At 46.0% G+C, this 26,453-nt stretch carries 23 protein-coding genes, 1 tRNA gene and 1 pseudogene; 11 read left to right on the forward strand and 14 right to left on the reverse strand.

Annotation, left to right across the window (positions count from 1 at the left end; translation table 11 throughout):
• Positions 1-267 precede the first annotated feature (267 nt).
• The 3 genes and pseudogenes from MIC7113_RS09675 to MIC7113_RS09680 all read right to left on the reverse strand — a co-directional run bounded on the left by MIC7113_RS09675 (position 268) and on the right by MIC7113_RS09680 (position 895).
• The gene (locus MIC7113_RS09675) at positions 268-474 is read right to left on the reverse strand and encodes a type II toxin-antitoxin system RelE/ParE family toxin (protein ID WP_237671411.1); all 207 of its coding nucleotides are present in this window, start codon (positions 472-474) and stop codon (positions 268-270) included.
• Positions 455-604, reverse strand: a complete 150-nt coding sequence (locus tag MIC7113_RS38010; protein ID WP_226883728.1) for a hypothetical protein — start codon at positions 602-604, stop codon at positions 455-457. The genes MIC7113_RS09675 and MIC7113_RS38010 overlap by 20 nt, the downstream gene beginning before the upstream one ends.
• Positions 605-606: 2 nt before the next feature.
• A pseudogene (locus MIC7113_RS09680) lies at positions 607-895 on the reverse strand (ribbon-helix-helix domain-containing protein).
• Between the two features lie 233 nt (positions 896-1,128).
• Here MIC7113_RS09680 and MIC7113_RS33200 point away from each other — a divergent pair.
• Positions 1,129-2,091 carry a type IV pilin-like G/H family protein gene (locus MIC7113_RS33200; protein WP_015181992.1) on the forward strand — a complete coding sequence of 321 codons (963 nt, stop codon included), beginning with the start codon at positions 1,129-1,131 and terminating at the stop codon, positions 2,089-2,091.
• Positions 2,092-2,093: 2 nt separating this feature from the next.
• On the opposite strand, the gene MIC7113_RS09695 is transcribed toward MIC7113_RS33200, so the two are convergent.
• Entirely contained in the window at positions 2,094-2,630 is a 537-nt protein-coding gene (locus tag MIC7113_RS09695) for a hypothetical protein (RefSeq protein WP_015181993.1), read from the reverse strand.
• A 159-nt stretch (positions 2,631-2,789) separates the two neighbouring features.
• The gene (gene gcvH, locus MIC7113_RS09700) at positions 2,790-3,182 is read right to left on the reverse strand and encodes a glycine cleavage system protein GcvH (protein ID WP_015181994.1); all 393 of its coding nucleotides are present in this window, start codon (positions 3,180-3,182) and stop codon (positions 2,790-2,792) included.
• Between the two features lie 238 nt (positions 3,183-3,420).
• On the opposite strand from gcvH, the gene MIC7113_RS09705 reads away from it, so the two are divergent.
• The gene (locus MIC7113_RS09705) at positions 3,421-4,254 is read left to right on the forward strand and encodes an alpha/beta hydrolase (RefSeq protein WP_015181995.1); all 834 of its coding nucleotides are present in this window, start codon (positions 3,421-3,423) and stop codon (positions 4,252-4,254) included.
• A gap of 97 nt (positions 4,255-4,351) precedes the next feature.
• On the opposite strand, the gene MIC7113_RS09710 is transcribed toward MIC7113_RS09705, so the two are convergent.
• The 5 genes from MIC7113_RS09710 to bcp form a co-directional block, all read right to left on the reverse strand.
• On the reverse strand, positions 4,352-4,798 hold the full coding sequence (locus MIC7113_RS09710) for a hypothetical protein (RefSeq protein WP_015181996.1): 447 nt from the start codon (positions 4,796-4,798) through the stop codon (positions 4,352-4,354).
• A 30-nt stretch (positions 4,799-4,828) separates the two neighbouring features.
• Positions 4,829-6,529 (reverse strand): CocE/NonD family hydrolase, encoded by a 1,701-nt coding sequence (locus tag MIC7113_RS09715; protein ID WP_015181997.1) that lies wholly within the window; start codon positions 6,527-6,529, stop codon positions 4,829-4,831.
• A gap of 119 nt (positions 6,530-6,648) precedes the next feature.
• Entirely contained in the window at positions 6,649-7,104 is a 456-nt protein-coding gene (locus MIC7113_RS09720; RefSeq protein ID WP_015181998.1) for a cupin domain-containing protein, read from the reverse strand.
• A 193-nt stretch (positions 7,105-7,297) separates the two neighbouring features.
• Positions 7,298-8,086: a cysteine hydrolase family protein gene (locus MIC7113_RS09725; protein ID WP_015181999.1), complete on the reverse strand. Its 789-nt coding sequence runs from the start codon at positions 8,084-8,086 to the stop codon at positions 7,298-7,300.
• A gap of 947 nt (positions 8,087-9,033) precedes the next feature.
• Positions 9,034-9,525: a thioredoxin-dependent thiol peroxidase gene (bcp, locus tag MIC7113_RS09735; RefSeq protein WP_015182001.1), complete on the reverse strand. Its 492-nt coding sequence runs from the start codon at positions 9,523-9,525 to the stop codon at positions 9,034-9,036.
• Positions 9,526-10,033: 508 nt separating this feature from the next.
• Between bcp and ppsA the strand changes: the two genes are divergently transcribed.
• The gene (gene ppsA / locus MIC7113_RS09740) at positions 10,034-12,472 is read left to right on the forward strand and encodes a phosphoenolpyruvate synthase (protein WP_015182002.1); all 2,439 of its coding nucleotides are present in this window, start codon (positions 10,034-10,036) and stop codon (positions 12,470-12,472) included.
• Between the two features lie 60 nt (positions 12,473-12,532).
• Here ppsA and MIC7113_RS09745 read toward each other — a convergent pair whose 3' ends face one another.
• Positions 12,533-14,203: a DUF6930 domain-containing protein gene (locus tag MIC7113_RS09745; RefSeq protein WP_015182003.1), complete on the reverse strand. Its 1,671-nt coding sequence runs from the start codon at positions 14,201-14,203 to the stop codon at positions 12,533-12,535.
• A gap of 311 nt (positions 14,204-14,514) precedes the next feature.
• Here MIC7113_RS09745 and MIC7113_RS09750 point away from each other — a divergent pair, with 311 nt between their 5' ends.
• Together MIC7113_RS09750 and MIC7113_RS09755 are read left to right on the forward strand one after the other, a co-directional pair.
• Positions 14,515-14,871 (forward strand): HesB/IscA family protein, encoded by a 357-nt coding sequence (locus MIC7113_RS09750; protein ID WP_015182004.1) that lies wholly within the window; start codon positions 14,515-14,517, stop codon positions 14,869-14,871.
• 213 nt (positions 14,872-15,084) lie between these two features.
• Positions 15,085-15,507 (forward strand): tetratricopeptide repeat protein, encoded by a 423-nt coding sequence (locus MIC7113_RS09755; protein WP_015182005.1) that lies wholly within the window; start codon positions 15,085-15,087, stop codon positions 15,505-15,507.
• Positions 15,508-15,658: 151 nt separating this feature from the next.
• Here MIC7113_RS09755 and MIC7113_RS33205 read toward each other — a convergent pair whose 3' ends face one another.
• Both MIC7113_RS33205 and MIC7113_RS37545 read right to left on the reverse strand, forming a co-directional pair.
• Positions 15,659-19,960: a two-partner secretion domain-containing protein gene (locus MIC7113_RS33205; protein ID WP_015182006.1), complete on the reverse strand. Its 4,302-nt coding sequence runs from the start codon at positions 19,958-19,960 to the stop codon at positions 15,659-15,661.
• Positions 19,961-20,012: 52 nt separating this feature from the next.
• On the reverse strand, positions 20,013-20,171 hold the full coding sequence (locus tag MIC7113_RS37545; protein WP_216596373.1) for a hypothetical protein: 159 nt from the start codon (positions 20,169-20,171) through the stop codon (positions 20,013-20,015).
• A gap of 75 nt (positions 20,172-20,246) precedes the next feature.
• On the opposite strand from MIC7113_RS37545, the gene MIC7113_RS34595 reads away from it, so the two are divergent.
• The 3 genes from MIC7113_RS34595 to MIC7113_RS09770 all read left to right on the forward strand — a co-directional run bounded on the left by MIC7113_RS34595 (position 20,247) and on the right by MIC7113_RS09770 (position 21,460).
• Complete coding sequence (locus tag MIC7113_RS34595; protein WP_015182007.1) at positions 20,247-21,122, forward strand: M48 family metallopeptidase; 876 nt, start codon at positions 20,247-20,249, stop codon at positions 21,120-21,122.
• Positions 21,101-21,183, forward strand: a tRNA-Leu gene (locus MIC7113_RS09765). The genes MIC7113_RS34595 and MIC7113_RS09765 overlap by 22 nt, the downstream gene beginning before the upstream one ends.
• A gap of 22 nt (positions 21,184-21,205) precedes the next feature.
• Positions 21,206-21,460, forward strand: coding sequence for a hypothetical protein (locus tag MIC7113_RS09770; protein WP_015182008.1), 255 nt, complete (start codon positions 21,206-21,208; stop codon positions 21,458-21,460).
• A gap of 203 nt (positions 21,461-21,663) precedes the next feature.
• Here MIC7113_RS09770 and MIC7113_RS09775 read toward each other — a convergent pair whose 3' ends face one another.
• A complete protein-coding gene (locus tag MIC7113_RS09775) occupies positions 21,664-22,959 on the reverse strand; it encodes a hypothetical protein (RefSeq protein WP_015182009.1) in 1,296 nt (431 codons plus the stop codon).
• A gap of 519 nt (positions 22,960-23,478) precedes the next feature.
• On the opposite strand from MIC7113_RS09775, the gene MIC7113_RS09780 reads away from it, so the two are divergent.
• The 3 genes from MIC7113_RS09780 to MIC7113_RS36145 all read left to right on the forward strand — a co-directional run bounded on the left by MIC7113_RS09780 (position 23,479) and on the right by MIC7113_RS36145 (position 26,322).
• Positions 23,479-24,510 carry a polysaccharide deacetylase family protein gene (locus MIC7113_RS09780; protein WP_015182010.1) on the forward strand — a complete coding sequence of 344 codons (1,032 nt, stop codon included), beginning with the start codon at positions 23,479-23,481 and terminating at the stop codon, positions 24,508-24,510.
• Positions 24,511-24,798: 288 nt separating this feature from the next.
• The gene (locus tag MIC7113_RS33210) at positions 24,799-26,154 is read left to right on the forward strand and encodes an S-layer homology domain-containing protein (protein WP_015182011.1); all 1,356 of its coding nucleotides are present in this window, start codon (positions 24,799-24,801) and stop codon (positions 26,152-26,154) included.
• A 9-nt stretch (positions 26,155-26,163) separates the two neighbouring features.
• Positions 26,164-26,322, forward strand: coding sequence for a hypothetical protein (locus MIC7113_RS36145; RefSeq protein WP_015182012.1), 159 nt, complete (start codon positions 26,164-26,166; stop codon positions 26,320-26,322).
• Positions 26,323-26,453 lie beyond the last annotated feature (131 nt).

Consider the following 26,453-nt stretch of genomic DNA (forward strand, 5'->3'; position numbering starts at 1 on the left):
AAGGGGGGAGCCAGAACAGCATCTGTAATAAGCATTTAGGAATTTGGTATAAGCCAGCACTGGGGAAAGGGAACGCAACTAGTGAGGACAATTGGGAATGCGATCAAGAAGGCTGCTATAAAAGTTCGGGAAGCACTTAAAAATAGAAAGTGGGAAGATGGGGAATCGTTTTTTCCAGCCCAAAGGTAACAGCAGCATCTCTTGGTATCTTATCGGATGTCAGTGGAGATACAAACTCTAGTTGAGAGACGGTCTTTGAGTTTCGCTTCAATCATCAGTATCAGTGAAGAGGGCTGACAAATCTCGGTAGCCGCTGACAACTCGAAAAATCTCTACGTCCTGTCCGATTACCATATAGAGGATGAGATAATTATCCATCGGGAGACTGCGTAGACCTGGTAAAACTTCATCTCGTTGTCGTCCAAGCTTTGGAAACTGAGCAATTTTGATAAACTTAGCGTCGAGTTTGTTCAAAAAGCGATCTGCGCTTCGCTTTACTCGCTTCGCTATCGCCTTGCTCAAGTCCGGATTGACGAGCGATGTAGTCTGCAATTTTCTCAATGTCTTGAATTGCGGGTTCGGCGAGACGAAATCGTGCAGTCATGATCAAGGAGAACTGTAGCGCGATCGCATATTGGCGCGTATTTGTGCCATTGCCGTTGCACCATCAACAACTTCACCGCGTTGGGACGCTTCCAAGCCTTTCAGTGCGTCCTGTTGGAGTTCTTGTAATCGTCCTTGGTAGATATCTTGCTGTTGTTCAAGGAGTTTGACACCTGCAAGGATTACTTCGATCAGCTTCGCTGGTGCCGTAGGCAATCGCGCTATTGTATTTGCCACTGATAAGTTGGCGCTGCACAAGGGCTTCAACTTCAGGTGGTAGGACGATTTGCATGGGATTGGCACTTCAGTAGCGTTGACTCTATTGTAGGCGATCGCCTCTCCCAGCACTTTGAAGTCTACGTTGGCACATTATTGAATTTCCAGTATTTGGTTCTGTTGTGCAGAAAGATTTTCATCTTGATATTGATATTGATATTGATTCTTAGAAAAGACTCGATAACCTCCCTTCCGAGCTGATGGCAAATCCGAGCTGTTAAAATCCAGGGAGTGCTGGGTTCAATTGCTATGAGTCATCTTGTTTCTCATCTAGTTACAGGTTCACGCCGCGTGCGCCCATTGCAACACTTCTGGGTTCCTCGTCCATTAATGGCTCAAGGACTGCTTGTCGTATTATTGGGGACACTGGGGATACCAGTCTGTGTTCAATCCCAAGTACCGCTTAGAGTTGCACAAACTCAAGATGTTCCCAAAACCAATTCTGTTACCCAACAATTACGAGGGCAATGGCAAACGAAAGACCCCACAACCGGTAAACTTATCACCTTCGTTTTTGCGCCGGACGGGAATTTATTTACCGTATTACCCGAACCTAACGGGTCTTCTGTTGCGATTAAATTGGGTTACAAAATTAATCCGACCACTCAACCCATGCAACTGGATATGATGGTCAGTCCTGAGCAAGTGGTGAAGACGATTTTTGAATTGACCCCTGAAGGTAAGCTGCATTTAGAGTTAGATGGTCTTAGTGCTGGAGAACCTAGACCGAATCAGTTTAGCTCGAAATCCACTCTATTTGAAAAGGTTTCGGATGTTGCGACTGTCCCTAAAGATGTGCAAGTGATTGCACTGGAAACGGAGAAAACAAATGCCACTCAAAGTGTAGTCAAACAATTCCTGACCATCTTGAGCCAAGCACAGCAGGCTTACTATCTGAAAAATGGAAAGTTTGCCGCTGATGTGGAAGAACTTAAGATTGTGACGAACTTAGAAACTCAGAACTATCGCTATCAAATCGTACCTCAAAAGGATAATAAACAGAGTGTAATGATTACGGCGATCGCAAAACAGCCAGAACTTCCCAGCTACACTAGTGCTGTGTTTGCCACTAAAGTGGATGGGAAAATGAGAACCACATCCCAAATTTGCGAGACTGCAAAACCCTCCACTAAACCTCCTGCCATGCCAGTCCCTCCGACGAGTGGTTCTTTAAACGTTCAATGTCCCGCCGGTTCCCGTATTCTGCCCTAAGATTAACTCTCAAGCAATCGCTCGCTTGCCCTCAGCATTGCTCCTTGAGGGGTTGCTTGGACGGATGTTTTTCGCGCCACCTTAATGGTTTTAGTGAGTACTCCGGCTAGTCGCGCCACTAATTCGTCAGGAATTTTTGTCACTTCTTCAGCTCCGACCCACTGAGATAATTGGTTCAACATCAGGATACTGCGGTGGAGAGGTGCTTGTTCCCCGACAATATCCTGTAGCTGTTGACTATAAGCCATACGCTGCTGAAAGGCTTGTTGACGTTCTGAATAGGTGGCTGGAACACAAAACTCTACTTTGCCGATCGCATAAACTGAGGTGCAATTCACGTCGAAACTACTGCCGACAGCCGCGCCAGAACCCACAAAATCAGCATAAAACGGTCTTTGTAAGATTAGCCCTCCCTGACAATTAGGCGTTAGGCATAAGAACTGTCCGCTTTTGAAGAACGAGAGGGGGAGTTGAGCCGAAGCAGAATTGGCTTGTCGGTTGAGTAATTTGACTAGAGCTGTGTTAGTCGCGCTATCCATATCAGCACCTAATGAGTAGAGCAAGAATCACCTACTCTTCTATATTTCTGAGGGGGCTGAACTTATGCAGTTTTAGGATACGTCGCGATGAACTCTACAGGTGGAGAGGAAGGCGGCTGACGGGGTGTAACGCCTTCCATAGAATAGAGCGTCCTACTCCTACGCTTCTCCTTCTACCTGTTCGCGATACTCATTCACTGACAACGAATCGATTAATTCATCCGCATCATTGATGCGTAGCTTGACTAACCAACCTTCACCATAAGGGTCTTCTGCAATCAGTTCCGGAGACTCAATCATTGCTTCGTTGCGCTCAATCACCGTTCCGGAGATTGGAGCATTCAAATCCTCCACCGCCTTCACTGATTCAATACTGCCAAAGCTTTCTCCTTTTTCTAAGGCATCACCAATTTCTGGAAGTTCCAGAAACACGATATCCCCTAACTGGTCAACGGCAAAAGCACTGATGCCAAGGGTGGCAATCTCCCCATCGAGCCTGACATACTCGTGAGTCTCCAAATATTTTAAATCTTCAGGATATTCCAATGTCATTTCACATCCTCACTACACAGCAGAACAGCAGAGCTAAGTTTACAACTTCTCACCCGTGGGAGTTCAAAACTAAGCTAACGGATTGTGACAAACCTAAGCCGTTATTTGCAATACGCTAAAGCTTCCAGATTTTCCCCAATCCAATAAAGTAGTCCATCGAGAGGCAAGTACGCCAACGCCCTTGTTAAGCTTCCAGTTATACTGACCGCTTACTGGTGATCTATCGTCCTGTCTACCTATGGATAAACAAACCCTCCAACGATTGCTATGGGGTGAATTTACCTTCAAACGACTGATACGCTCCCTCATATTTATTTACACGTTTTTTTGTCTTTATGTCTTCTTCTTTGCCGACGGCAAGATCTTTTTACCTCAACCCTCCAGCTATGCCGACACCCGCGACATTCTCAAGGTGACGACTCACGATCAGATCCAGCTTTCAGCAGTTTATCTTCCGAATCCGGCATCTCAATACACCATTGTGTATATTCACGGGAATGCTGAAGACTTAGGAGATATCCAGCCTGTGTTGCAATCCCTGCAAAAAATAGGGTTTAGCGTCTTTGCTTACGATTATCGGGGGTATGGTACCAGCCAGGGCAAGCCCTCAGAACGCCATGCCTATCAAGATATTGAAGTTGTCTACAATTATTTGGTTCGGCAACTGGGTGTACCCCCACGAAGGATAATTGCCTTTGGACGTTCCGTCGGAGGTGGATCGGCGGTTGATTTAGCCGCACGCCAACCGTTGGCGGGGTTAATTCTGGAAAGCAGCTTTATCTCAGCGTTTCGAGTGATACTCCCATTTCCCATCCTCCCTTTTGATAAATTCCCTAACCTCGACAAAATCAAAAAAGTGAAATGTCCGGTACTGATTATGCATGGGAAAGCCGATGAAGTCATTCCCTTCCAGCATGGACAAAAATTGTTTGCGGCGGCGCATGAACCTAAACTCTCATTCTGGGTGGATGAAGCCAGTCACAATGATTTGATGTGGGTGGCGGGTGAGCAATATGCAGCAAATTTGCGGAAATTTGCTCAGTTGGTTGGACAGTCGCATCCTCAGCCCTAACCTCTGCTCACCCTAATATCGGCTGAGTTAAGCGATGATATCTAAAAGCTCATTGCCTCAACAGACAACGCGAAGCGATCGCAAACACCAATTCACGCTACAGCTTCCCGATATCCGGTTGAGTGAGAAGCATCAAATCTGACCCATCGGTACAAGCACCATGAATCGATGCTGTGTGTGCCACAATTTCTTCAACCATCTTTCGGTCTTCCTGACTCCCCGTTCCATAGTATTCAGCAATTGTGATGAAATATCCGTAGATCACACCGACATGAGTAGCCAAAATCCGAGCATCCGTTTCACGAAGATGGTCGGCAAAATCGGCATAAGTCCAGCCACGAGGAATGTCAAACCAATCACAATAAATCTCAGGCATTGACTCTAAACAGTTTGACATTTCATTAAGTAAAGCCGTCATAGTTGCCTGTTCTTTCCACCGTTCGTGATCAGCCGTATCCCCAAAGTCTTCCCCCAAAATGGCGGCTAAGGTTTTAATGCAGCGCCCGAAAAGTTGTTGAGAATTGTAGTTGCTTGAGTCAGCCACTTGCCATCCCCTGAATCGATGTAACTGATTTTAGCCTCCAGAAGCTGAAACCACAGGTAGCCAAATTTGAGAAGGGCGATCGCTTCCAAAAAACACCGTCAAAGTAATAATCTGAGCATCCATCAAGCGATCGCTCCCCAAGGGTGAACCTGTACCCGGATTCATGGGATAGGCAGGAAAACAAGCCGCACTCAAACTCAGCCGCAATGCATGACCTTTAGAAATTTTCCAGCACGTTGCCTGAAGTTGAACTCGCAACGGTTCGTCCTGAAAACAATCAACTCGGAGATAACCCTGCGTCAAATTGTAGACACTGCCATCGGGTCGCACTTCCGAGAGAATGGCAGATAAGTCATGACTGGGTTTATCGGCATGACACCAAATCTCAACCGCTACATCCCCCGCTAAATGCAAGTCTGCCCCTAGGGGTTCAGTGGTATAAGTCAAGACATCCGGACGGCAATCTAAATGCGATCGCTCAAATGGCCCCGAAGGTGCAGCGGCATGACCCCCCAACGCTGGGACGGGTCGCCAAGGGTCGTGAACCAATACATCGAAGCCACTTGGGATTTTTGATTCCCCCCTTTTTAAGGGGGGGTAGGAGGCGATCGAATCTGGAATTGATTCTGCTGCTTCTGCAACTAGAGTGCCTGAGTCTTCCCGCAGACTAGCAAGCCCAGTACTTGACAAAAAGTATTTTTTATGATTCTTTTCAGGCCAATGCTCAAAATGACGCCAGTGGTTACTGCCCATCTCAAACAAACGAACAGGCGGTTCATCCAATAACCCGGTATCGATGCCTTTGAGAAACTGATCGAACCACCGCCGTTGCAATTCATCAATCGGATTCGCGGCTTCTGCACCAAAATCTACAGCCCCCACTTTGCGATTCCAAGGTAAGTGCGCCCACGGACCAACTAACAACTGTTGGCGATAAGTACTCCGGGCAGTAAAGTCTTTGTAACAATGGAGCGTTCCGCGTAAATAAAGATCAAACCATCCCCCGATATGGAACATGGGCAAGTCAGCCTCTTGCAAGTAACCCTTGGGGGAAATTTTTGCCCAGTATTCATCGGGTTTGGCATGTTCTAACCACTCGTGATAAAAGGTATTGGGTGCGAATTTTCGCACGCACTCATCCAAGTTAGGAACAGACTCATACAAGGGTAGATTCTGGGCAGCCGTGTGGAGGGTTAAATAGGCCGCCGGATCGCCTTGTAGCCGCGCCGTTTCTGCGGCAAGCTGAATCGCCCAGCCCAAATTGGCTTGTAAGCAGAAGGCACCCCCCTCATAAACCCAATCGGTATACAAGTCATAGCCAATCATCGCAGGGCAAAGGGTTTTAAGTGCCGATGGCTTGGCGGCGGCGGCATAAAGCTGAGTCATGCCTTGGTAAGAAAAGCCATACATGCCCACCTGTCCCGTACTACCGGGTAGCGCGGCTACCCAATTGACGGCATCCTCACCGTCCTCCGTCTCGTGGACAAAGAGTTGGAACTCTCCTTGGGAGGTACCCCGTCCCCGCACATCTTGAATCACAACGATGTAGCCGTGAGCCGCGTACCAGGTAGGATGAGCATAAACGACGGTAGATGCGATCGCACGTCCATAGGGTTGACGCATCAGCAGTACCGGAAACTCACCTTCAGCATCGGGACGGTAAATATCTGCATCTAACCGAACGCCATCTCGCGTCAGCATGGATGCGGTTTCTTTCTTAACGTTCAACATGGAGTGATGGAGTGATGGCTTAAACGAATCCCCCTTGAATTTTCCAACACATCCAGGAGATTAAGGGGGAATCTAGCGATAGATATTGTTAGGGTTATGGGTTGCTTGGTGTCAATTCTTTAGCATGGCACCAAAGCGTTAGTTCGCTTGAGTACACTCAAATCCTCCTCATCCAATTCCACTGGAGTACCACTACGAATCAACTCAGCAAAATCTTCATTGGGCACCATAATACATAGTGCATATAAGCGACCCAAACCCGTATTCCTCAGTTCATGAATTCCCGTGGGTGGCACTAATAAACTATCTCCCGCCTGAATCGGAACGGTTTTTCCGTCACAGATGGCTAAGCCTTCTCCTTTGAGGATAAAGAACATTTCAACGGCAAATTGATGGCGATTGGGCGGAGTTTTGCCCCCCTGATCAAAAATCTCCACACAAACCGTTAAAGAGGCATCTGCCGTTGCTGGCTCAAATACAATGGCTAAACGATTTGTATCCTGAGGACTGATGCGATAAGCCTGATAGTCTTTAGGCGACTTGATAACAGGAATCATACAACGAGAGGAGTTCATAGGAATTTACTCCTGAAATTAGTGATGGGTGGTGGGTGATGGCGTTGAAAGCGGAAGGTTATAAGGTTGAATGTTAACTTATGTTTTATTAATGAGAGAGTTTGTTAATTTGTCAACTTCAACCTTCTTAAGCTTGCCAAGCTTTAACCTGTGTTAACACTAAAAGAGCTAAACTGAAAAACTCACTTCTCCTTCAATTATGCTGTTGATCTCCTAATTTAATCGCTTCGAGAATTGATTCAGAATTTGTGACAAAGCCAAAGCACTGATTAACGTTATAAAGCGTTGCTTGTAGGCAATATTCAGGAGAGGTAGTCGCCGCACAGTCTTTGACGAGAATGCAGTCATAACCCAGAAAGTTAGCATCTTGTAGAGTTGCCATCACACACTGGTCAATGTTCACTCCGCCAAAGAACAGTGTAGTTTTGCCTAGGTTGCGTAGGATACTATCTAGGGGAGTATCCCAGAAGGCACTCATTCGGTACTTATCGACAAAGATATCGTCTGGATTCTGTTCTAGTTCATCGATAATGGCAGCAGCCCAACTGCCCAGTGTTAGAACTTTAGCACCTCTGTTCGGTAGCGGATCGCCCAGTCCGACACCAACGCCTGTTGGGTTATAAACATGCCGCAATCCAGCACTAATATTGAGTAGGTCAGGACGGTTTCCCCAGTTAACCCAAATGACCGGAACTTTGGCGGCTCGTAATTGGGGTAGTAAAGTATTTATTGGGTCGATGGGTTTCCGTGCGGGGGTGACATCAACGCCGATATGAGCCAACCAACCATCTGGATGACAGAAATCATTCTGCATATCAATGATTAAAATGGCAGCTTTTGCTACATCTATTCGCAGCGTTTTGGTTTCTGTGGTCAAATTAATGAGTAGAGGTGGAAGGGGTGGGCGGGTAATATCTGCGATCGCCTCATTCACGGCCCAAGCATTTGGCAGCACGCCCAAAGTACGGAGGGGTCGATTCATCTTGTTTTATCGAAGGAAATTCAGCTTCTCATTCCACCGTTATTTTGCTGCCAAATGCATTTTATAGCCCAAACTTAAGCGTTATTTAAGTATTGATTTTTCTTAAAGATATATTGATTAAAAAGATAAATATTAAAGTGATATGCGAAGATTCATCCTTAAAAATTTATAACTCTCCCTCATGGAGAATATTTTCTGTTTAATAAATTGAGTCCACCGACTACGAGGGATTTGGTTTTTAGAGGCGCTGCTGTACGACTGACATCATTAGCCTTCAAAGTAAATGAAGGGTAGATGTACTCCCCCTTTCGTCTGAAAATTTTCTTCAATTGAGGAGAATAACAACCAAAGACAGATTAACCAATGAGAGAGGAAATAATCCAAGATTGTGGCAATAATTGAAACTTAAGGAACGCCTTTCTACCCAAGAAGCCTAGCTATTGTAGCTGGGCTTTGAAAACGGAGGGTACAGTGCCCTAAAGTTTTCACAAATTATTCACACTTAAGTAGTACTCTTTTGTCTTATTATTTAACTTTCCCTATTCTCTGGTTCGCTTAATCTCAAGACTGTAAGCAAGAAAACTAGAATTCTGTATAAACGACGTTAATCAAAGGAACACAAATGTCTTTATTGATATCTACTTTTTTGTCTTTTTTTCAAGTTGCTACTTTTGTCGCAGCGGTACTCCTCTTTTTAGCTTTCGCTTTGGGTCTACTTCTGATTCAGTCGCTCAATCAAATTCTTTCTGTTACTGATGAGTATGAAGTTACAGAAAACATAGACCCTGATAGTTTGATAACCTTATCTTTTCCAGCGTCTTTCTCAGCCACAAACGGTTCCGAAAGTACGATGCAAACAACATCCTATTTTCGGTAAAACTAGTTTTTGACCAATTTCCCTTAGAGGCGATCGCTTGCGGATAAGGTGATTTCAGATGTGCCCAAAATTATTGATTCGATAGCCCTTCTCTTAACTTTTCGAGTACGGCCTGAGCATGACCTTTCGTTTTCACCTTAGACCAAACATAAGTTAAATTTCCATCCGGATCAATTAAAAATGTTGACCGCACAACTCCCATATATTCCTTACCCATGAACTTCTTCAATCTCCATACCTTATAGGTTTCACACACCTGATGTTCTGGGTCACTTAAAAGCTGAATAGATAAATTATGCTTTTGAATGAATCGACAATGAGATTTTTCTGAATCAGGACTCACGCCTAAAATATTGGCTCCCAATGCGCTGAACTCCTTCTCGTATGAGGTAAAATCTTTTGCTTCAACGGTACAGCCCGGAGTATCATCTTTTGGGTAAAAGTAGAGGACGAGCCAGTGAGATCGGAAGTCCGCAAGACTCACCCAATTACCGTCTTGATCGGGAACCTTGAAGTCCGGTGCTTTTTGTCCTAACTGAGGAATGTCTTGGGGCTTCGGCATGAGTTCTAAAAGTTCGGTTCAGACTGCATGGGTAATATACCTTAATACCATGGGAATGTGGCTCTCTCTCCCCATAAGAAGAGAAAAAGCCCTGACATAAAGTACATGGACGAAGCCGAGTGTCCTAAGCCAACATCACTGGCGACTCTTCACTTCACAAAAATTTCACAAAAAAAACGTATCTAATCATTATCTATGACGGATTTTGACTTTTAAAGCGACATAATATTACCAATTTAATGATTTATAAATAGTAATCTAAATCCCCTAAAAAAAGGGTGATTAAACAAAAAATAAGAAGTATTAATATTTTTGTACAGGCGTACTTTCATTCAAAACTTATCCTATTTGACTAAAAACCTGATAAAAACAAGCTTTCCCGGCTTCCTGAGGAATTAGAAGTTCTCGATTATCTCTGATTTAGAGCTAATTTTCAGTCATTTAATAGCGATCCCAAAGAAAATCTAAAGTTAAACTAGAAGTAGTAGTCGGAGAAAAGAAAAGAGTTATGCTGACATCCACCCGCGTGACATCTACCCAAACAACCCAAGAGCAATCTCTGATTCTGTGGTTTGACGAAATAGGGCTTAAGGATATTCCCTTGGTAGGCGGAAAAAATGCCTCCTTGGGTGAACTCATTCGACAACTCCAGCCCAAAGGTGTTAATGTTCCCAATGGGTTTGCCATCACCGCTTATGCCTACCGTTACTTTATTGAAAAAGCGGGTTTATCAGCCCAGTTGCGCGAACTATTTGCTGACCTAGATGTAGATGATGTCAGAAATCTTCAACAGCATGGCAACAAAGCGCGGAGATTAATCCTCAGTGTCAACTTTCCTCCAGAACTGGAAGCGGCAATTGGTGCAGCTTATCAAAAGTTATGCAACCGTTACGGCGAAGACACAGAAGTCGCTGTTCGCTCGTCTGCAACCGCTGAAGACCTTCCCGATGCTAGCTTTGCGGGTCAGCAAGAAACTTATTTAAACGTCCAAAGTCTCACCAGAGTTTTGGAATATTGCCACCGATGTTTTGCCTCTCTATTTACTGACCGTGCCATCTCCTATCGTCAACGCAATGGCTTTGATCAGTTAGAGGTTGCCCTCTCTGTGGGTGTGCAGAAAATGGTGCGTTCCGATTTAGCCGCTTCGGGCGTTATGTTTTCTATTGATACCGAAAGTGGCTTCAAGAATGCGGCCTTAATTACAGCGGCTTACGGTTTAGGAGAAAACATCGTCCAAGGTGCCGTGAACCCAGATGAATATTTAGTCTTCAAACCGACCTTAAAAGATGGATTTCGTCCCATTTTGGACAAACGACTAGGCAACAAGCGGATCAAAATGGTCTATGACATGGGTAGTTCTAGATTAACGAAAAATGTCTGGGTACCGGAATCTGAACAGGATAAATATTGCCTAACCGATGACGAAATTCTCCAATTAGCACGTTGGGCGGTGCAGATTGAAGAACATTATTCTCAAGTTCGGGGCGTCTACACCCCCATGGATATTGAGTGGGCAAAAGATGGGTTGACCAATGAACTTTTTGTTGTTCAGGCGCGTCCCGAAACGGTGCAATCTCAGAAGTCTAGCAACGTCCTCAAAACTTACCACCTTAAACAACATAGTGAAGTTTTAGTTAAGGGTCGTAGCGTCGGCGCGACCATTGGTCAGGGTATAGCCCGTGTAATTTTAGATGTCAGCCAAATTCATCTGTTCCAACCCGGTGAAGTCTTAGTGACTAACAAGACAGACCCCGATTGGGAACCGATTATGAAGAAAGCCAGTGCAATTGTGACCAATCAGGGAGGGCGAACTTGCCACGCGGCAATTATTGCCAGGGAATTGGGTATCCCGGCGATTGTGGGTTGCACGGATGCAACGGATGTATTGAAGACCGGTCAAGAGGTGACCATTTCCTGCGCGGAAGGGGACGAAGGATTGGTTTACAAGGGTTTGTTGCCCTTTGAGGTGAAAGAGACGAGATTGGAAAACTTACCTCGGACTCGGACTCAAATCTTGATGAATGTGGGCAACCCAGAACAAGCTTTTAGCTTAGCTTCTATCCCTTGCGATGGTGTGGGTTTAGCTCGGTTAGAATTTATCATTGCCAACCACATTCAAACGCACCCGTTGGCGTTGCTTCACTTCGATGAGTTGGAAGATGAAGTGGTTAAAGCCCAAATTGCCGAACTGACAAAACTTTATGACCACAAGCCTGAATTCTTTGTGGATAAGTTGGCTTGTGGCATCGGGATGATTGCAGCCGCCTTTTATCCCAAGCCTGTGATTGTGCGGCTGTCCGACCTCAAGACAAATGAGTATGCCAACCTCTTGGGTGGTAAGCCGTTTGAGCCGAAGGAAGAGAACCCGATGCTGGGATGGCGTGGCGCGTCTCGTTATTACGATGAGAAATATCGCGATGCCTTTGCTTTGGAATGTCAGGCACTCAAGCGAGTGCGGGAGGAGATGGGTTTAACCAATGTGATTCCCATGATTCCCTTCTGTCGTACACCGGATGAGGGTCGTCAAGTGTTAGCAGAAATGGCTAAAAACGGTTTAGAACGGGGCGTCAACGGCTTACATGTTTATGTGATGTGTGAGTTGCCGAGTAATGTGATTTTAGCGGATGAGTTTAGTAAGGTGTTTGACGGCTTCTCGATTGGTTCTAATGACCTGACACAGCTAACTTTGGGTTTAGACCGGGATTCCGCCTTAGTGGCTCCTATCTTTGATGAACGCAATAAAGGCGTGAAGCGGATGGTGAAAATGGCGATCGCAGATGCGAAGGAGCATGGTTGTAAAATTGGGATTTGTGGTCAGGCTCCCAGCGACTATCCTGAGTTTGCTCAATTCTTGGTCGAACAGGGAATTGACTCGATTAGCCTCAACCCTGATTCTGTTCTCAAGACCATCTTGATGGTTGCCCAAGTGGAGGGAGTTGAACACTAGCACCCTGGGGGAGCGGGGGTGCCGGGGTGCAGAGGTGCGGGGGAGTGGGGGAAACTTTCCTTACTCAAACTGCGGCATCAACTGAAGCATCCCTAATCCCAACTCTTTGGCAGAGAGCGATCGCGCCTCAAAAAATGCCAGCATATCACTAGGCTGAGGATTGCCGCGTGCTGCTCCCGTCAGACCCTTGGCAATGATTAAGCCGCAATGTCCTTTAATTTTCTTGCAGCGCTGATCCCACTTTTTACGAGCAGACGTATGGGTGGGGTCGGCTTCGGGGAACTCGCCAAACAGGTATAGATTACTATTTTCCGTCTGAAGAATGCCCAAGTCATAACGCTCACCCACAAAGGGGTCTTCTCCTGGATTAAAGCAAATCCCTTTTAAACCCCCAGCCGTTTGAATCTGCTCAATCAGCACTTTTGCCTTGGGACGAGTGGTTTGAATCAAAATAACCGGCATCCCTTCACCGGCTTCCTGAACTTCCTTAGACTGGTAGCAATCGACACCAGTCCGTAACATTTCCACACTTTCCCACGGAATCATGCCCAGGCTGAGGAATGCATCTTTGGGGACTAAGTCATCCCGTAGCGGTACCGCCATTTCCGCTTCGTCCAAGTCATCATCAAAGTCATCATCAAAGTCGTCTTCAAAGTCATCTTCGCCAGCGAACTGAGCCATCTCCAACAACTCGGTTGCCACATCTGGGAGCGTGGAAACTTTAACCGAAAGCGTTGATTTTGATTCAACTTCTAAGGGAATGGGGATGCGGTAACGCTTGGAGATTGCAGGGAAATCATCTGCCGCTAACTGCCGAGATGTCGCTTTGAAAAACCGATGCAGTGCTTCCAGGGCAATGTAAAGTGCGATCGCTTCTTCGTCATACAGAAAGGGTCGCATACCTTCCAACGGATGCACCGTCCCGAAATTCGGCACAATATCCGACACCGGCAAGTCCGCTAAATCAAAGTCCTCCTCTTCATCCCCTTCATCTTCTTCATCGTCATCTCGTCCAAAGGTGAGAAACAAGCAATCTTGCCCTAAAAAGGCTTTTTCCATCGCCTCGAACGACTCCTCGGCTAAAACCGAAGCCCGAAACCGTTTTAGGGAATCCAATGAGCGATATAGCAGGACGCCATACTCCATCCCCAGCATTCCCATGACGGAGGCGTAAAACGTCTCCACATCCCACCGATTGATTTCAATCGAGAGAATATTGTGGTCAGCTAGCAGTTCCCAAGGGGCATCCTGCCAAAGTTCATGGGATTTTTCCAGCAGAAGGTCGGCATATTGAGGAGGGAGCTCAGGGCGTCGATTGCTGGCGACTTCCGCAAACCCCCGAAAGACCTCATCAATTAAAGGTAAATTTGGAACGTAATCAATCGTAATATCCAAATCTTGCAGGACACCGCGCAAGTAAAACTGAATTTCCCGGTCTCGAACTACAATCTTTGAGGGACGAGCCGGTTGAGCCGGGTTTTGGGGATGCTCCATTGCTCGCAGCAAGGCACGCACAACGGCTTCTGGACCCATTTCTGGCGACACCACATCCATCGCCCGCACAATGCCTTCGGAACCATCAACCCAGAGAATACATTCGCTGTTCCCTTCACTCTCCGATTCCATAGTATCTGAAAAAGCTGACAGCGAACGGCGATCACCTTCCCACACACTAGGAATTTGTTGTAATTTTTTAAGCCGACGACAAGTAGTGGGATTCAGGGCAGACATAGAATAGCGATGGCGTTAATTGCAAAAAGAATAGCGAGTCGAGAACCAGTATAAGAGGAGATATTCCTATTAAACCGCAATAATTTCCGGGCTGTTGTTTTCTGGATCTGGCGCTGGATTTCTACTCTGTTCTACTAGGGCATTTTGAAGTCGCCACGCATGGATTCAAGTGGGATTCGTTACAATAACAGATAAAAAGCTAAGCTCAGCAAGTTTACTCTTTTGTCAGTTTTCTTAATCTACTTGATCCAAGGGACTGACAAAATAAACTATTCCCTATATAAAGAGCCAATAGGAGTCGCAAGGTATTCATGACACAAGCAACTCAGCCCCAACAAAGAGGTATCCAACTGACAGAGGCCGCCCTCAAGCATGTTTTAGCCTTGCGCCAGAGACAAGGAAAAGACCTCTACTTGCGTGTGGGTGTCCGCCAGGGAGGCTGTTCGGGGATGTCTTACATGATGGATTTTGAAGACCCTAGTAAAGTTCAGGAGAAGGATGAAGTCTTTGACTATGAAGGCTTCAAAATTGTCTGTGATCCCAAAAGTATGCTTTATCTCTATGGCTTAGTCCTCGATTACAGCGATGCCATGATTGGTGGTGGATTCCAATTCACCAACCCCAACGCTAGTCAAAGCTGTGGTTGTGGTAAATCCTTTGGTGTTTAAGTCCGTCATGCCTGAAGGTTGATTGGGCAAGCTAGGACAACTCCCGTTGTGACCGTTATTGTCGGTCTTAAGCCAACCAGATCCACTCTTTGAGCTGGGTCTGGTATCTTTTTTAGGGTAGGTAGAATCCTAGCCGCGAAATATGTATTAAAGGTTATGTCAATATAGCAAAACGAGATTGATCACCCAGAAAAACCGTAACCACGACTACTTATGACTGAATCCATTACCTCCATGTTCGATATTGGTCTGGAACGTTACAACGCGGGTGAAGGCCCAGATACACTGCTTCCAGTTTTCAAGGAAATTTGCGATCGCTCCCCCAAAACGGCTGCCGCTTGGAGTTGTCTCGCATGGCTTTATTTGCTGGATAACAAACCGGAACAAGCCTATAAAACGGCTCTCAAGGGCGTTAAGTTAGACCAGAGTGCCCCCCAAGCCAGAGTTAACCTCGCCATCGCCATGTTGGAAATCGGTCAAACCGGGGTGCGGAAACACATTGATGTCGCGAGGCAGCTAATGGCGATGGATTCCCAAGTCCGGCACGACTTGATGGAAAGTCTGGAAGACGGACTGAACAGAAAACCTGATTGGCAAAGTTTAAAGCGCGTCCAAAGCTGGTTATCTGAGTCTTGAGTGTTTCTACACTCAGTAGGTAGGCATTAATATTTGTCGTTGAGGCAAGGCAAAGGGCAGTTCGCACAGCGTTCTGGGCAGGAGTAGGCGAAGGGAAGAAGATGTTAGTCTCTTAAGATTTGTTGATATAGCTTCGTCTATTTGTGCCTACCTACTGATCAAACGCCGCCTCGTTCTCCTCACAAGGTGGTAATTCTAATTGAGGACGATTGGGTGTAACGGTTGGTGCTTGTGCTGTAAGAACAACCTGCCCTTTTTCATTGATTATCCACCCTTGAGCTTCTACAAGTGATTTTGGGTTAGAAGAAGTGGAATGGGTTTCAGTAGCCGCAGCATTGCCGTTTTCTTCCCTTTCTTCAAGGCTAATCCAATCCACCCAAACTTCGTCATTCATCAGGGGGTCGCTGGGACTGGGGGGCAAGCCACCGCGTCCCGTAATGGTAAAACTGCTCTTGCGTGCGTCGTTATTAGGAGTACATCGGCGATCGATTAATCCTTCTGCATCGACCAAGTTAGAGGGTAAGGCAGGCACACCTCGTATCTGCTCAATATCGGGATAGGTAACGGTACCACTTTGACCTGCTTTTGAGTCAGCAGAAATATCGACGCGATCGTTATTGCGAAACCGAGCAAAATCACCGGGATTGCGTCCAACGGGTTCAGCTAAACGACGGGAGAAAATGTCAGCGAGAAATGCTTCAGAGTTAATGAAAATATCGCCTCCTCGTCCATCAGCCGCATTGGCGAGAATGTCGCTGTCTTCGATGGCGAGGAAGACGGTTGAGTTAATCGTGATATTGCCGCCACCGCCTGTACTTTCCTTCACACTGGTACTAATCAAGCTGTTCCCATCCAGGCGAATATCATCTGCTGCAATGTTAATATTGCCGCCCCCTAATTGAGTGGATGTTGCAGAAATCGTGCCACCACTTGAACGCAAATTCCCTGTTACATTAACATTAATATTCCCTGCATTACTCACTCCATCACTGCGACTGGTAATTCTCCCGCCATTGGTTAGAGAGAGGGAATTCGCTTGCACTTGAATGTCTCCAGCATTTCCAGTCTGAGATGCTCCCTCAACAGCAGTTGTCACCTCTGCTCCATCTCGGATAATTAATTGGTTAGTTGTTAGGTTTACGCCTCCGCTATTGGCATTGCCTTGCCACAAATTAGCGTCGAAATCGAGCGGTGGGCGACTATAGGCAGATACGCCACTGGCAAACGTTCCATCTGCTGAAGTGCCGATAAGTTCAATAGATTCCAAAGCATTAATTCTAACCGTGCCTCCTAAACCATTACCAAATGTACCAGCTTCTATTCGCCCTCCATCTTGAATCGTCAATCGTCCGGTTTCAACGGATAAGTCTCCACCTTGTCCATAACCAAATGTCGCAGTAAATAAACCACCTATCGGGGTTCCCGGTTCTCCACCAATGTCTACAGATTCCAATGCTTTTATCGTTAAATTTCCACTACGACCATTACTTTGAGAAAAAATTAAAAAATCTCCATCGGTGGTAATTCTTGTACCAGCACCGGATGAAATCTCTCCATTCCTGAGACTTAATCGTCGAGTTTCCACCGTTAAATCTGCCGCATTGCCACTCCCACTTGTCTGGGACGTAATTCGACTTCCACTGTTCACTTCTACTGAATCATTAGCGCGTATCGTCAAATCTCCAGCATCTCCATCACCAACGGTAGCACTAATAATAAATGACTGATTTTGAACGCTGAGATTGCCCGTTTCAATCAACAGAGTACCTGCATTCCCCGTACCGAATGTTGATGTGGACATTGAAGCCAAGTTGGTTAACCTCACCGAACCGGTTTGGGTGATGGACAGAGTACCTGCATTTCCTGTATTAAAGGCTCCTGTAAAGAGTTCTCCCTGATCGATATTTACCTCTCGCGGCCCGATGATGGAGATATTGCCAGCGTTGCCGGTGGACTCAACGGGAATATTTAGGAATGTGGGAAGTACACCGAGTCCATAGCCTGTAAATACTCCACTAACATTGCCTTGATTGATGACAACACCTGACCCAAATTCAATCAATCGGCTTTGAAACGTCGGGTCATAACCGGAAATAGTGAGGCGATCGCTAACATTAAGGGTAACATTTCCTCCATTTCCTTGAGCGTAAGGTAGCGCGAGAATTTGTCCGCCACCAGTTAGTTCTACAATGTTGGCATTAACAGTAATCTCACCTCCATTACTGGAATTGTAGGTTGAAGCGCTTAAATAGGCACCATCAGCTACACGCAGCTTATCGGTATTAATAGTAATCCGTCCTGCTTGCCCGCTTGCTCCTGCATATGTGCCTACAGACATTCCACTAGGGTATCCAGAGATAGCATTAAATCCAGCAACAGTGATAGTGTCGCGAACATTTAGAATGATATTGCCTGCTTGACTCTGTCCTTGTGAGGAAACACCTCCATCAACTGAGAAAGCACCTGCATCAAGAAAACCATAATCGGTTAAGGTAAGCGTCCCTGCTTCAATCTCGATATTGCCACCATTACCTGTAGCCCCCTCCCCTATAGAAGTGTAGATGGAACTATTATATTCTCCACTAGAATCTGCTCCGGAGATGAGAACATCATCGCGGACATTAATGATTACATTCCCTGCGTTTCCCTGCCCACCAATTGCTTGCAGTTGAGCGCCATCAATTAAGGAAAGTGAACCCGCTTGGATATTAATATCACCCGCATTTGCTCCAGTGTCAGATCCTACATTGGTATAGATAACCGTGCCAATTCCTGAGTTGATTACAGCATCACCAACCTTGATCGTTACATTCCCTGAATTCCCCTGCCCGAACGTAACAGCCTGTATTTGAGAGCCAGGATTCATGAAGAACGAGCCGTTAGCAAATAGGGTGACGTTTCCAGCATTACCCGTTCCGGAATTGGTTTGAATCCTGCCATCTTCAGGAAGTGTAATATTACCGCGAGAGTCGATAACAACATCACTGCCTTTACCGATAAAACTACCATTACTATCATCAGCAAAAATTCCCGTTACTTGTATATTTCCCGCTAGTGCTGAATTAGGCTGGTACTGATTGGTTAAAAACACCAGGCCATCGGGTCTATTGATAACAATTTCGTTAATAGTTATATCAGCCGTTAACGGTGTATTGAGAAAAGTAAGGCTCGTTGGTTGGAACAAGGGGCAACCTACGCATACGTTTACAGGATTACCGACTGCCAAAGTTCCAGCACGAATATCTAGAGTAGGTCGAGTACTTCCATTAACTGAGAGTTCAGTTGTTTGATCTGAAAGAGTAACCGTTTCATTAATAAAATTAGTCGCATCTATACCCGTAATCGTGACACGACCAGTAATATTAACTGAACCCCCAGCAAAAATATGCAGTGATGCTCCGGTATAATTAGTAAAACTAACATTACCAGTAGCACGAATTACAGGGTCACCAGGACTCCATAAATTCCCCAAACTGCCATCAAGCCGTTCAATCCGAAAATTCCCCCCAGTAGTATAGTGAGCATCACCCATTACCGAATTAGGCGACCTTAACACCATGTCGCCACTGGAAAAGAAGCCACTATTGGCATGATTCAAGGCAAAAATATCAACCGTTTCATTCCCTTGAACCAGCAATTGATTTCCAGCCGCAGCAATAAACGGATTAATGGCACTATCTCGAATCTTAACTGTATCTTGGGCTTGTAGCGTTAAATCCTTTCCTGCCTGCACTAAACCTTGTAAATCTAAATTTCCAGCATTTAGAGTGAAGTTTTGCCCTACGGCTAATATTCCACTATTAGTGATCGTTGCTCGTGGTTGATTCGACCCATACTGCACGCCCAGAGGAACACTTACAGTTAGTAATGGCGGTGCTTCTGGGTTTGTCGCACTGAATTGATAGCCATTATTAAACACCACACTATTGGCAGTACTCGCCAAAAACGAACCTGAAATATCGAGTTTTGCACCTGCGCCAAAAATAATGCCATTAGGATTGAGCAAAAATAGATTTGCTCCTCCATCCACTCCCAACGTTCCCAGGATATTCGAGAGGTTATTACCCGTTATTCGACTGAGGATATTCTCAATTCCCGTTGGATTAGCAAAATAAACTCGCTGTCCTTCTCCAACATTGAATTCTTGGAAACTGTGAAATAAGTTAGCTCCTCGAACTGCCCCGCCATCAATGCGATCGCCCGGAAGTCCTCTAATATTAATGTTAGGTGTAACCACAGACGATTCCGTCCCTAACATTGTATCGGGTGTAATCTGGGCTAAAGCTGGATTGCCGGCAAATGCGATTGCCCAAGGGGCACCAGCGAAGCTGATCGCGCAGCATCCCCTTAAGGTTATCACTCCCCCGACTTTTAACACTCTGATTAACCCTAATCCAAAATCCCCAGGGAAATAGGTCACCATCCAGAGCATCCCCGAAATTAATGCGACCATAATCTCATACTTCCAGAGGATGAGTTTGGTTGCAATGAAAGTTAACGGTTACTCACCCTCCAAGAATCCGCCCATAGTCGTCATGAGTGCGATCGCACACAACTAAGGAATGAAAATTCTTATCCCTTCTGCCGTCTGCCTTCTGCCTTATGTTCAGAATAGACTTGGGCAGCAATCCTATCTCAAACATGACATCATTAAGATTAGTCACTACACCAAGCTGATCGCAGAAAATCGCTTGACAAAAGCATCATTCAATACACTTACAGAATTTATCGTAGTCTAAATGGGAATTTCAAAAACACTTCTCGTTGGCCTCAAGGCAGACGATTTTCGTCATCCCCTTGATTTTGAGGCAACCCAATCCCTCAAGCAGGTGCCAGGACTGGACTTGATGGTGCGGAATTTACTTGGACCCTTGGCAGAGCAGTTTTTTTATCTCAACAATATCGCTGCTAGTGTCTTGGTGGGAGAAAATCAACTGCCACACCTTCATGAGCTCCTCTTGGATGCCTGCAAAACTCTAGATTTAGATCCACCCCAACTTTACGTCCATCAGCATCCGGCACCTAATGCTTATACCTTCGCTATGCGGGGTAAGCAGCCTTTTATTGTGTTACACACATCCTTAATTGATATGCTCACCCCCGAAGAAATTCAGGCGGTGATTGCTCATGAACTGGGGCATCTTAAATGTGAACACAGCGTCTACCTGACGCCCCTCAATATCATTATCCTAGCCGCTAGCTTAATCCCGACTTGGGGTTCAGTGATTGCTCAGAGCGTACAGGCACAGCTATTGGAATGGGTACGGTGTGCAGAATTTACATGCGATCGCGCCGCACTCCTCGCCACTCAAAACCCCAGAGTCGTGATGTCAGTTTTGATGAAACTCGCCGGCGGTTCCCCCACTCTCGCCCCCCAACTCAACCTCGATGCCTTCATCGATCAAGCGAGAGCTTACGACGCCATCAGCAGTACCGAACTCGGTGAAATGCTCAAATCAGCACAAACCGCTCAGCTCACTCACCCCGTACCCGTACTCCGAGCTAGAGAGATTGATCGTTGGGCCAGCTCACAAATTTATCAATCTTTGTTGCAGCGGCAAAAAACCGGGTATAATGAGAAAGTTGTCCCCCAGGGCGGGTGGCGAAATTGGTAGACGCACCACACTCAAAATGTGGCGGCCTTTGGTCATGAGAGTTCGAGTCTCTCCCCGCCCACTGTTTTCAAGAGGCAACACTCATGACACAACGACTCAAGCGATGGGAATCTCCCCGCCGCAAGGGAAGAAACGACAAGGGTAAAGGTGGTTCTGCCAGGGCGAGACAACTCAAAAAGCAACAGCAGATGCTGAGGAAGAAGCTTAAAGAGGGTCAAAACGCAGACGACCAGAATAATCAACAAAATAATCCCCAGGGAAGAAGAATTCGTTCTCTTCCCTTCTTTTTTGGTTTAAGCTCTCTAAAACAGGACTTACACACTGTACAAATCAGATGAGTATGACGCGACGCTGTTGGCGGCAAATCATACTTTAACGATTCGGTCAATGCGTAAGTATAGTTGTTGCCATCAAGGTTAGGACAGATTTAATGGCTGAAATGACCACGCACCAGTAAGAAACAGAAGAGTCTCCTCACGCGAGAGATCCGGTGCCTTCTGCCTTTGCTATAACTTTCAGAAAATTCAATCCTACCCATCAATCAACCCACAGGTATAGATTGACGACTCCTGGAATTTCCTACAAACTTTTGCGAGTATTTCGTAGTTTTAGCCGCTTTTTGGTCAAAGTCAGAAAAAAGTTCCTGAAGCCTTTGAGTATAAGGGAATAACAGAGATGTCTGAGTGGGTTCCAAGCGAGCCATGATTTCGTTGACAAGAAAGCGTGACATTTGCTTCACCAACTCACCTGTCACGCCGATGTTAGGAAAAACCATGGCACACAAAGGCAGTAATTCCTGTTCTATCGGTGCCATATCCTTCTGTAGAAAACATAGCCAGAGGTAGAGTTGAAACATCTCCAAGTCTCGGATAGCCGAACTCATAACTCCTGGTTCGTTTAAATTGCCCCGGCGAGTGCGATGATCACAGTAAACTTGAGCCATTCGAGCATAGACAAGATGAGCAATTTCTTGAGTAACAGGTAAGAGTTGCTCAACAACTTTAATGATGGGTAAATTAGGAGAATACTGAGCCGCCGTATTGCAGACTCGTTGCCAGGGAATACACACTTGCTCTTCCACGAACTTGAAGTAGGGAGTCAGCAACACTTGTTCGCAGGGGGTAAGCTTCTCTAGCAATAAGTTAGTGCTGAAGTGAAAGTGCGTACTCATGAAGCCAATGGTACGCGGATCGGAAGTTTGGTTTAATCGCTCGCGCAGATGCCATAATACAGGTTCCAGTCCCGTGGCTAGCTGTTCTAGCATCGGCTCTGCCCACTCTTTATAGAGAGCGATTGAACAATTCACTGTCCCAATCGAGGACGTTGCCGTTATGGCTGTTGGTCTTGCTAGCAACGAGGATAGGGAAGGCGATTGCTGTAAGTAAATGGATAGGGCTTTCTTATAAATGTGTGCAACATAGGGTGATAGTTGCCTTGCTTCCGCCAAATTTACTATGTTTGGAATGTAAGTAGACAGAGCGTTGGTTCGCAGAGATGCCGACTCGAAGTTGTTAGTGAGAAAACGCTCTAGCTTAGCAACTGTTTTTGCTCTCCCTGAAGGGGAAGCCACTTCAGCTAGCTCAGAGATAGCGGACGGATTTGACTCTAAACGTAGTATGGACAAGTTCGGTACGTAGCGCTTTGCCCACAATTGCACTAAGCGATCGCCCGATGGAGATGACGATTGTTCGAGAACCGATACATGAGAACTGAATGGGTATTTCATTAAAGGAAAAAATTGAAGGTGAAATATGGGTAGGCGTAGAGTATTCCAGTTGTTGCATACTTTGCCATAGGGATTCCCTGCCTGAACTCGCACACTGAAAAGCGCAGGCATCCGTATTGGCAGTCAAAAAAAGTCTTGGTAAATCTAAAGTCAAATCAGCACCTTAGCCAACGGCTTGACCCTAGGGAAGCTAAAAATCACCCTGGTAAAAAAAGTTGCATTGGTTTGGTCAGTAACCGATAGGTTGCATAATCTGTGTAGAGACCTAAGAAGCTAGCCCTGACCTTGTTCAAGCTAACGCTATTGAATGGGTAAAGCGACTTAAGCTGGAAGATGCGCTGGTAGCATTTGATATCTTTACTATATAGTAACCACTCAATAAAAGCAAATTTTTGTTAATTATATCAACTTTTTCTATCGAAATATTATTTTTTGACTGTTACTCTTAGTCTTCAGACTATGACTGACCGAACATGTCTTGGCATGGATGAATCAGCCTTCAATCCTGGTAAAATCAGCCTCCATGGGTTGATTTAGGAAAGGTTAAGCAAATCTTTAAGTCCCTAATCCTGGAAAATATGTAGGAGAGATCATTTGGCTAAGCTGAATTCCTTTCGGTTGCGGAGGTTAATGTTCATCACGTTGGTTGCTGTGACTTTTGGCTCTGTTATTGGCTTAAGCTGGCATTTCCATAAATCCTCTCAAGGAACATTTGGAGCTAAGGATTCAACGTTACCACCTGCGTCTGTTGTATCACCCCACCAAGAGAGGGCTTCAAATTCAGGAGGTAAAAGCTTACCAACGCAGAACCCTGTCCCAGCCGGGACTTCCCTCTTCCCTACTAGTCCCAAGCCCAAGGCAATTGCTGAGCCGCATTTTTCTCCAAACCTGCCACAAGAGAGTACCACTTCATCGGGTGACGCAGCCAGCCCAGAAAGCCCATCAGCAGAGCAACCCACAATCAGTTTTGGGGTTCCCCCAGAGTTTCAGGCCAAAATCATTACAAAGATCACACCGTTAGATCAGCAGAAGGTGATCGCGCTCACCTTTGATGACGGGCCTTGGCCTAGCAATACATTAAAAATACTGGAAATCCTCAAGAAAAATAACATCAAAGCTACATTCTTTTGGGTAGGACAAGCCCTGAAAGATCATCCACAAATTGCTAAGCAGGTAGTAGCAGAAGGTCATGCCATTGGTAACCACACCTGGCACCACTGGTACCGTCAGCTAGATGCCTCAACGGCTGCCCGCGAACTTGATGACACGGCACAACTGATCTATAAAACGACAGGGGTAAAAACCTCCCTATTTCGACCGCCCGGTGCTGTCATGACTAATGGGGTTGCTGACTACGCCATCCAGCAAAAAAATGCGATCGTGATGTGGTCGAATGACCCTATGGACTATCGCCCACTCTCTGCCCATCAGTTAGTCAATAATGTCATCCGCAAGGCGCATCCCGGAGCGATTGTACTGATGCATGATGGGGGCGGCAACCACCCGGCAACCGTGCAAGCTGTCCCGCAAATTATTGCTAAACTGACCAAGCAGGGATACAAATTTGTCACGATCCCCCAACTGCTGGAAATGACAGACCTCCAGAAGTCGGCAGTAATCGCGAAAAAAGATTGGTCTTCGAGTTTTCTAACCCAACCCTAGTTTATCGCTAAAAATGCACTCAACTAGATTAGTACTCTGAGGCAATCGTAAGAGCCAAAAGACATAAGATTGGGTAGTCTGCGATACTTATTATTTATGCAATATTTCTCATTATTGTTAATAGTGACGCTGCGATTGATGGTGAGCTAAGATACTGAAAATTGAGCCTAATTCCTGAATTTATCAGCTAAAAATTTACTTCGGCTGAAAAATTTTTGATTTAATCAACAGGAACAATTAAGAGAAGTAAACCTCGATTTACATACTTTGGCGTTTGGTGTGGGATTAATGAATTTGAGTCTTATTGCATCACAGCGTGGACTGATTTTAGCAGTGGTGGGAATTGTCTTAGCCGAGATGACTACAGGTATTTCGGCTTCTGTGGCTGCCCCAACCAATGCCTCGTCGATGAAGCTTCCTGGTCAAGAAGAAAGCGTTGAGTTAGCACAACAGTTATCTGTTAGCCAACAAATGACGAAAGATAAGGAGGAGAAAACTGATAAAGATGACGACGATGACAAGGAGGAGAAAACCGATAAAGATGACGACGATGACAATGACAACGATGATGACAATGAGTCGATGGCACAAGAATGCAGTTGCAAAGATGCCGTCTTCAAAGATGTTTCTCAAAAGACTGGGGTTGAATCATCGAAACTCCGAATTGTCAAAGTAGAAAAAGAAACCTGGTCGGATGGCTGTTTGGGTCTGGGTGACGCCAACAGCATGTGTACTCAATCGATGGTTCCAGGTTGGCGGGTCATTGTCGCTAGCGGCTCCCAAAGCTGGGTTTATCGCACCAATTTAGCGGGTACTGTCGCGAAGTGGGACGAAGTGGCAACCCAAACTCTTGCCAGTAGCCAGACAACAACGCAAACAACCAGCCGACGAGAGGTGATTACCCGTACCAGTGAGACGATACAATCCGTCACGGGTGGCACCAACCAAAGCTCTCAAGCCGAGGGTAGCAGCCAAATCATCGAAGGTGTCAACACCGGAATCCAGCAGCAGACAAGGATGGCTCGCCGTAGCTCTCAAGTCAGCTTTAGCGATATATCCGAAAGTTACTGGGCGAGAGGTTTCATTATGGAACTGGCTCAGCGAGGCATTCTGACTGGGTTTCCAGATGGTAAATTTTATCCAGATAAGCCCGTAACTCGCGCCGAGTTTGCCGCGCTGCTTGCCTCCGTTTTTAAGCAGACTAAAGTTCGCGATGCAATGAGTTTTCGGGATGTCTCCGCTAACTACTGGGCTTACGATGGTATCCGGGAGGCTTATGAGATGGGCTTTTTAGGGGCGGCTTCTGGCAGTCAATTCAAACCCTACCAAAGCCTGACTCGCCTGCAAATTTTAACAGCGTTGGCAAAGGGACTAAACTACACCTCATCGAGTCGTTCCATCGAGCAAATTTTGTCGGTTTATCGTGATGCTGGCGCGATTCCTGCTGAGGCTCGCAGCTTAGTGGCGGCAGCAACAGAGCGAGGGATTGTGGTGAACTATCCTAATAGCAACACTTGCAGTCCTAACAAAGTGGCAACCCGAGCCGAAGTCGCAGCCTTTCTCTACCAGGCGATGGTTAATAAGGGTGAAGCCACAAAAATTTCCTCGCCTTATATCGTCGGAGAAAAAGCCAAGTTTAGGTAAGCCGGTGAAATGAGAGAAGTGGGTGAAGGCGATCGCGAAAAACCCCGCCGTCAAAACTGCAACCAAGGTATTGGCAACGGAGCAGAAGGCTGTGATCTTGGTAACTCAAGTCCTCGCGGGGGTAGTAATGATGAAGGTGGACGGACGCCGGGAAATCGCCCAAGATAATTAGTCTCTCTTGTTCCTCTAGATAGGTGCATAAAAGTCGATACTTCAGCCGATAAGTCAATAATTGAGTATCCTTTGATTGCAACCCCACTGACTAGCGCAGCTCAGTGGGGTTTTTTATCTGTTTTTAG

It is taken from the genome of Allocoleopsis franciscana PCC 7113, from assembly GCF_000317515.1.
Classification (GTDB): domain Bacteria; phylum Cyanobacteriota; class Cyanobacteriia; order Cyanobacteriales; family Coleofasciculaceae; genus Allocoleopsis; species Allocoleopsis franciscana.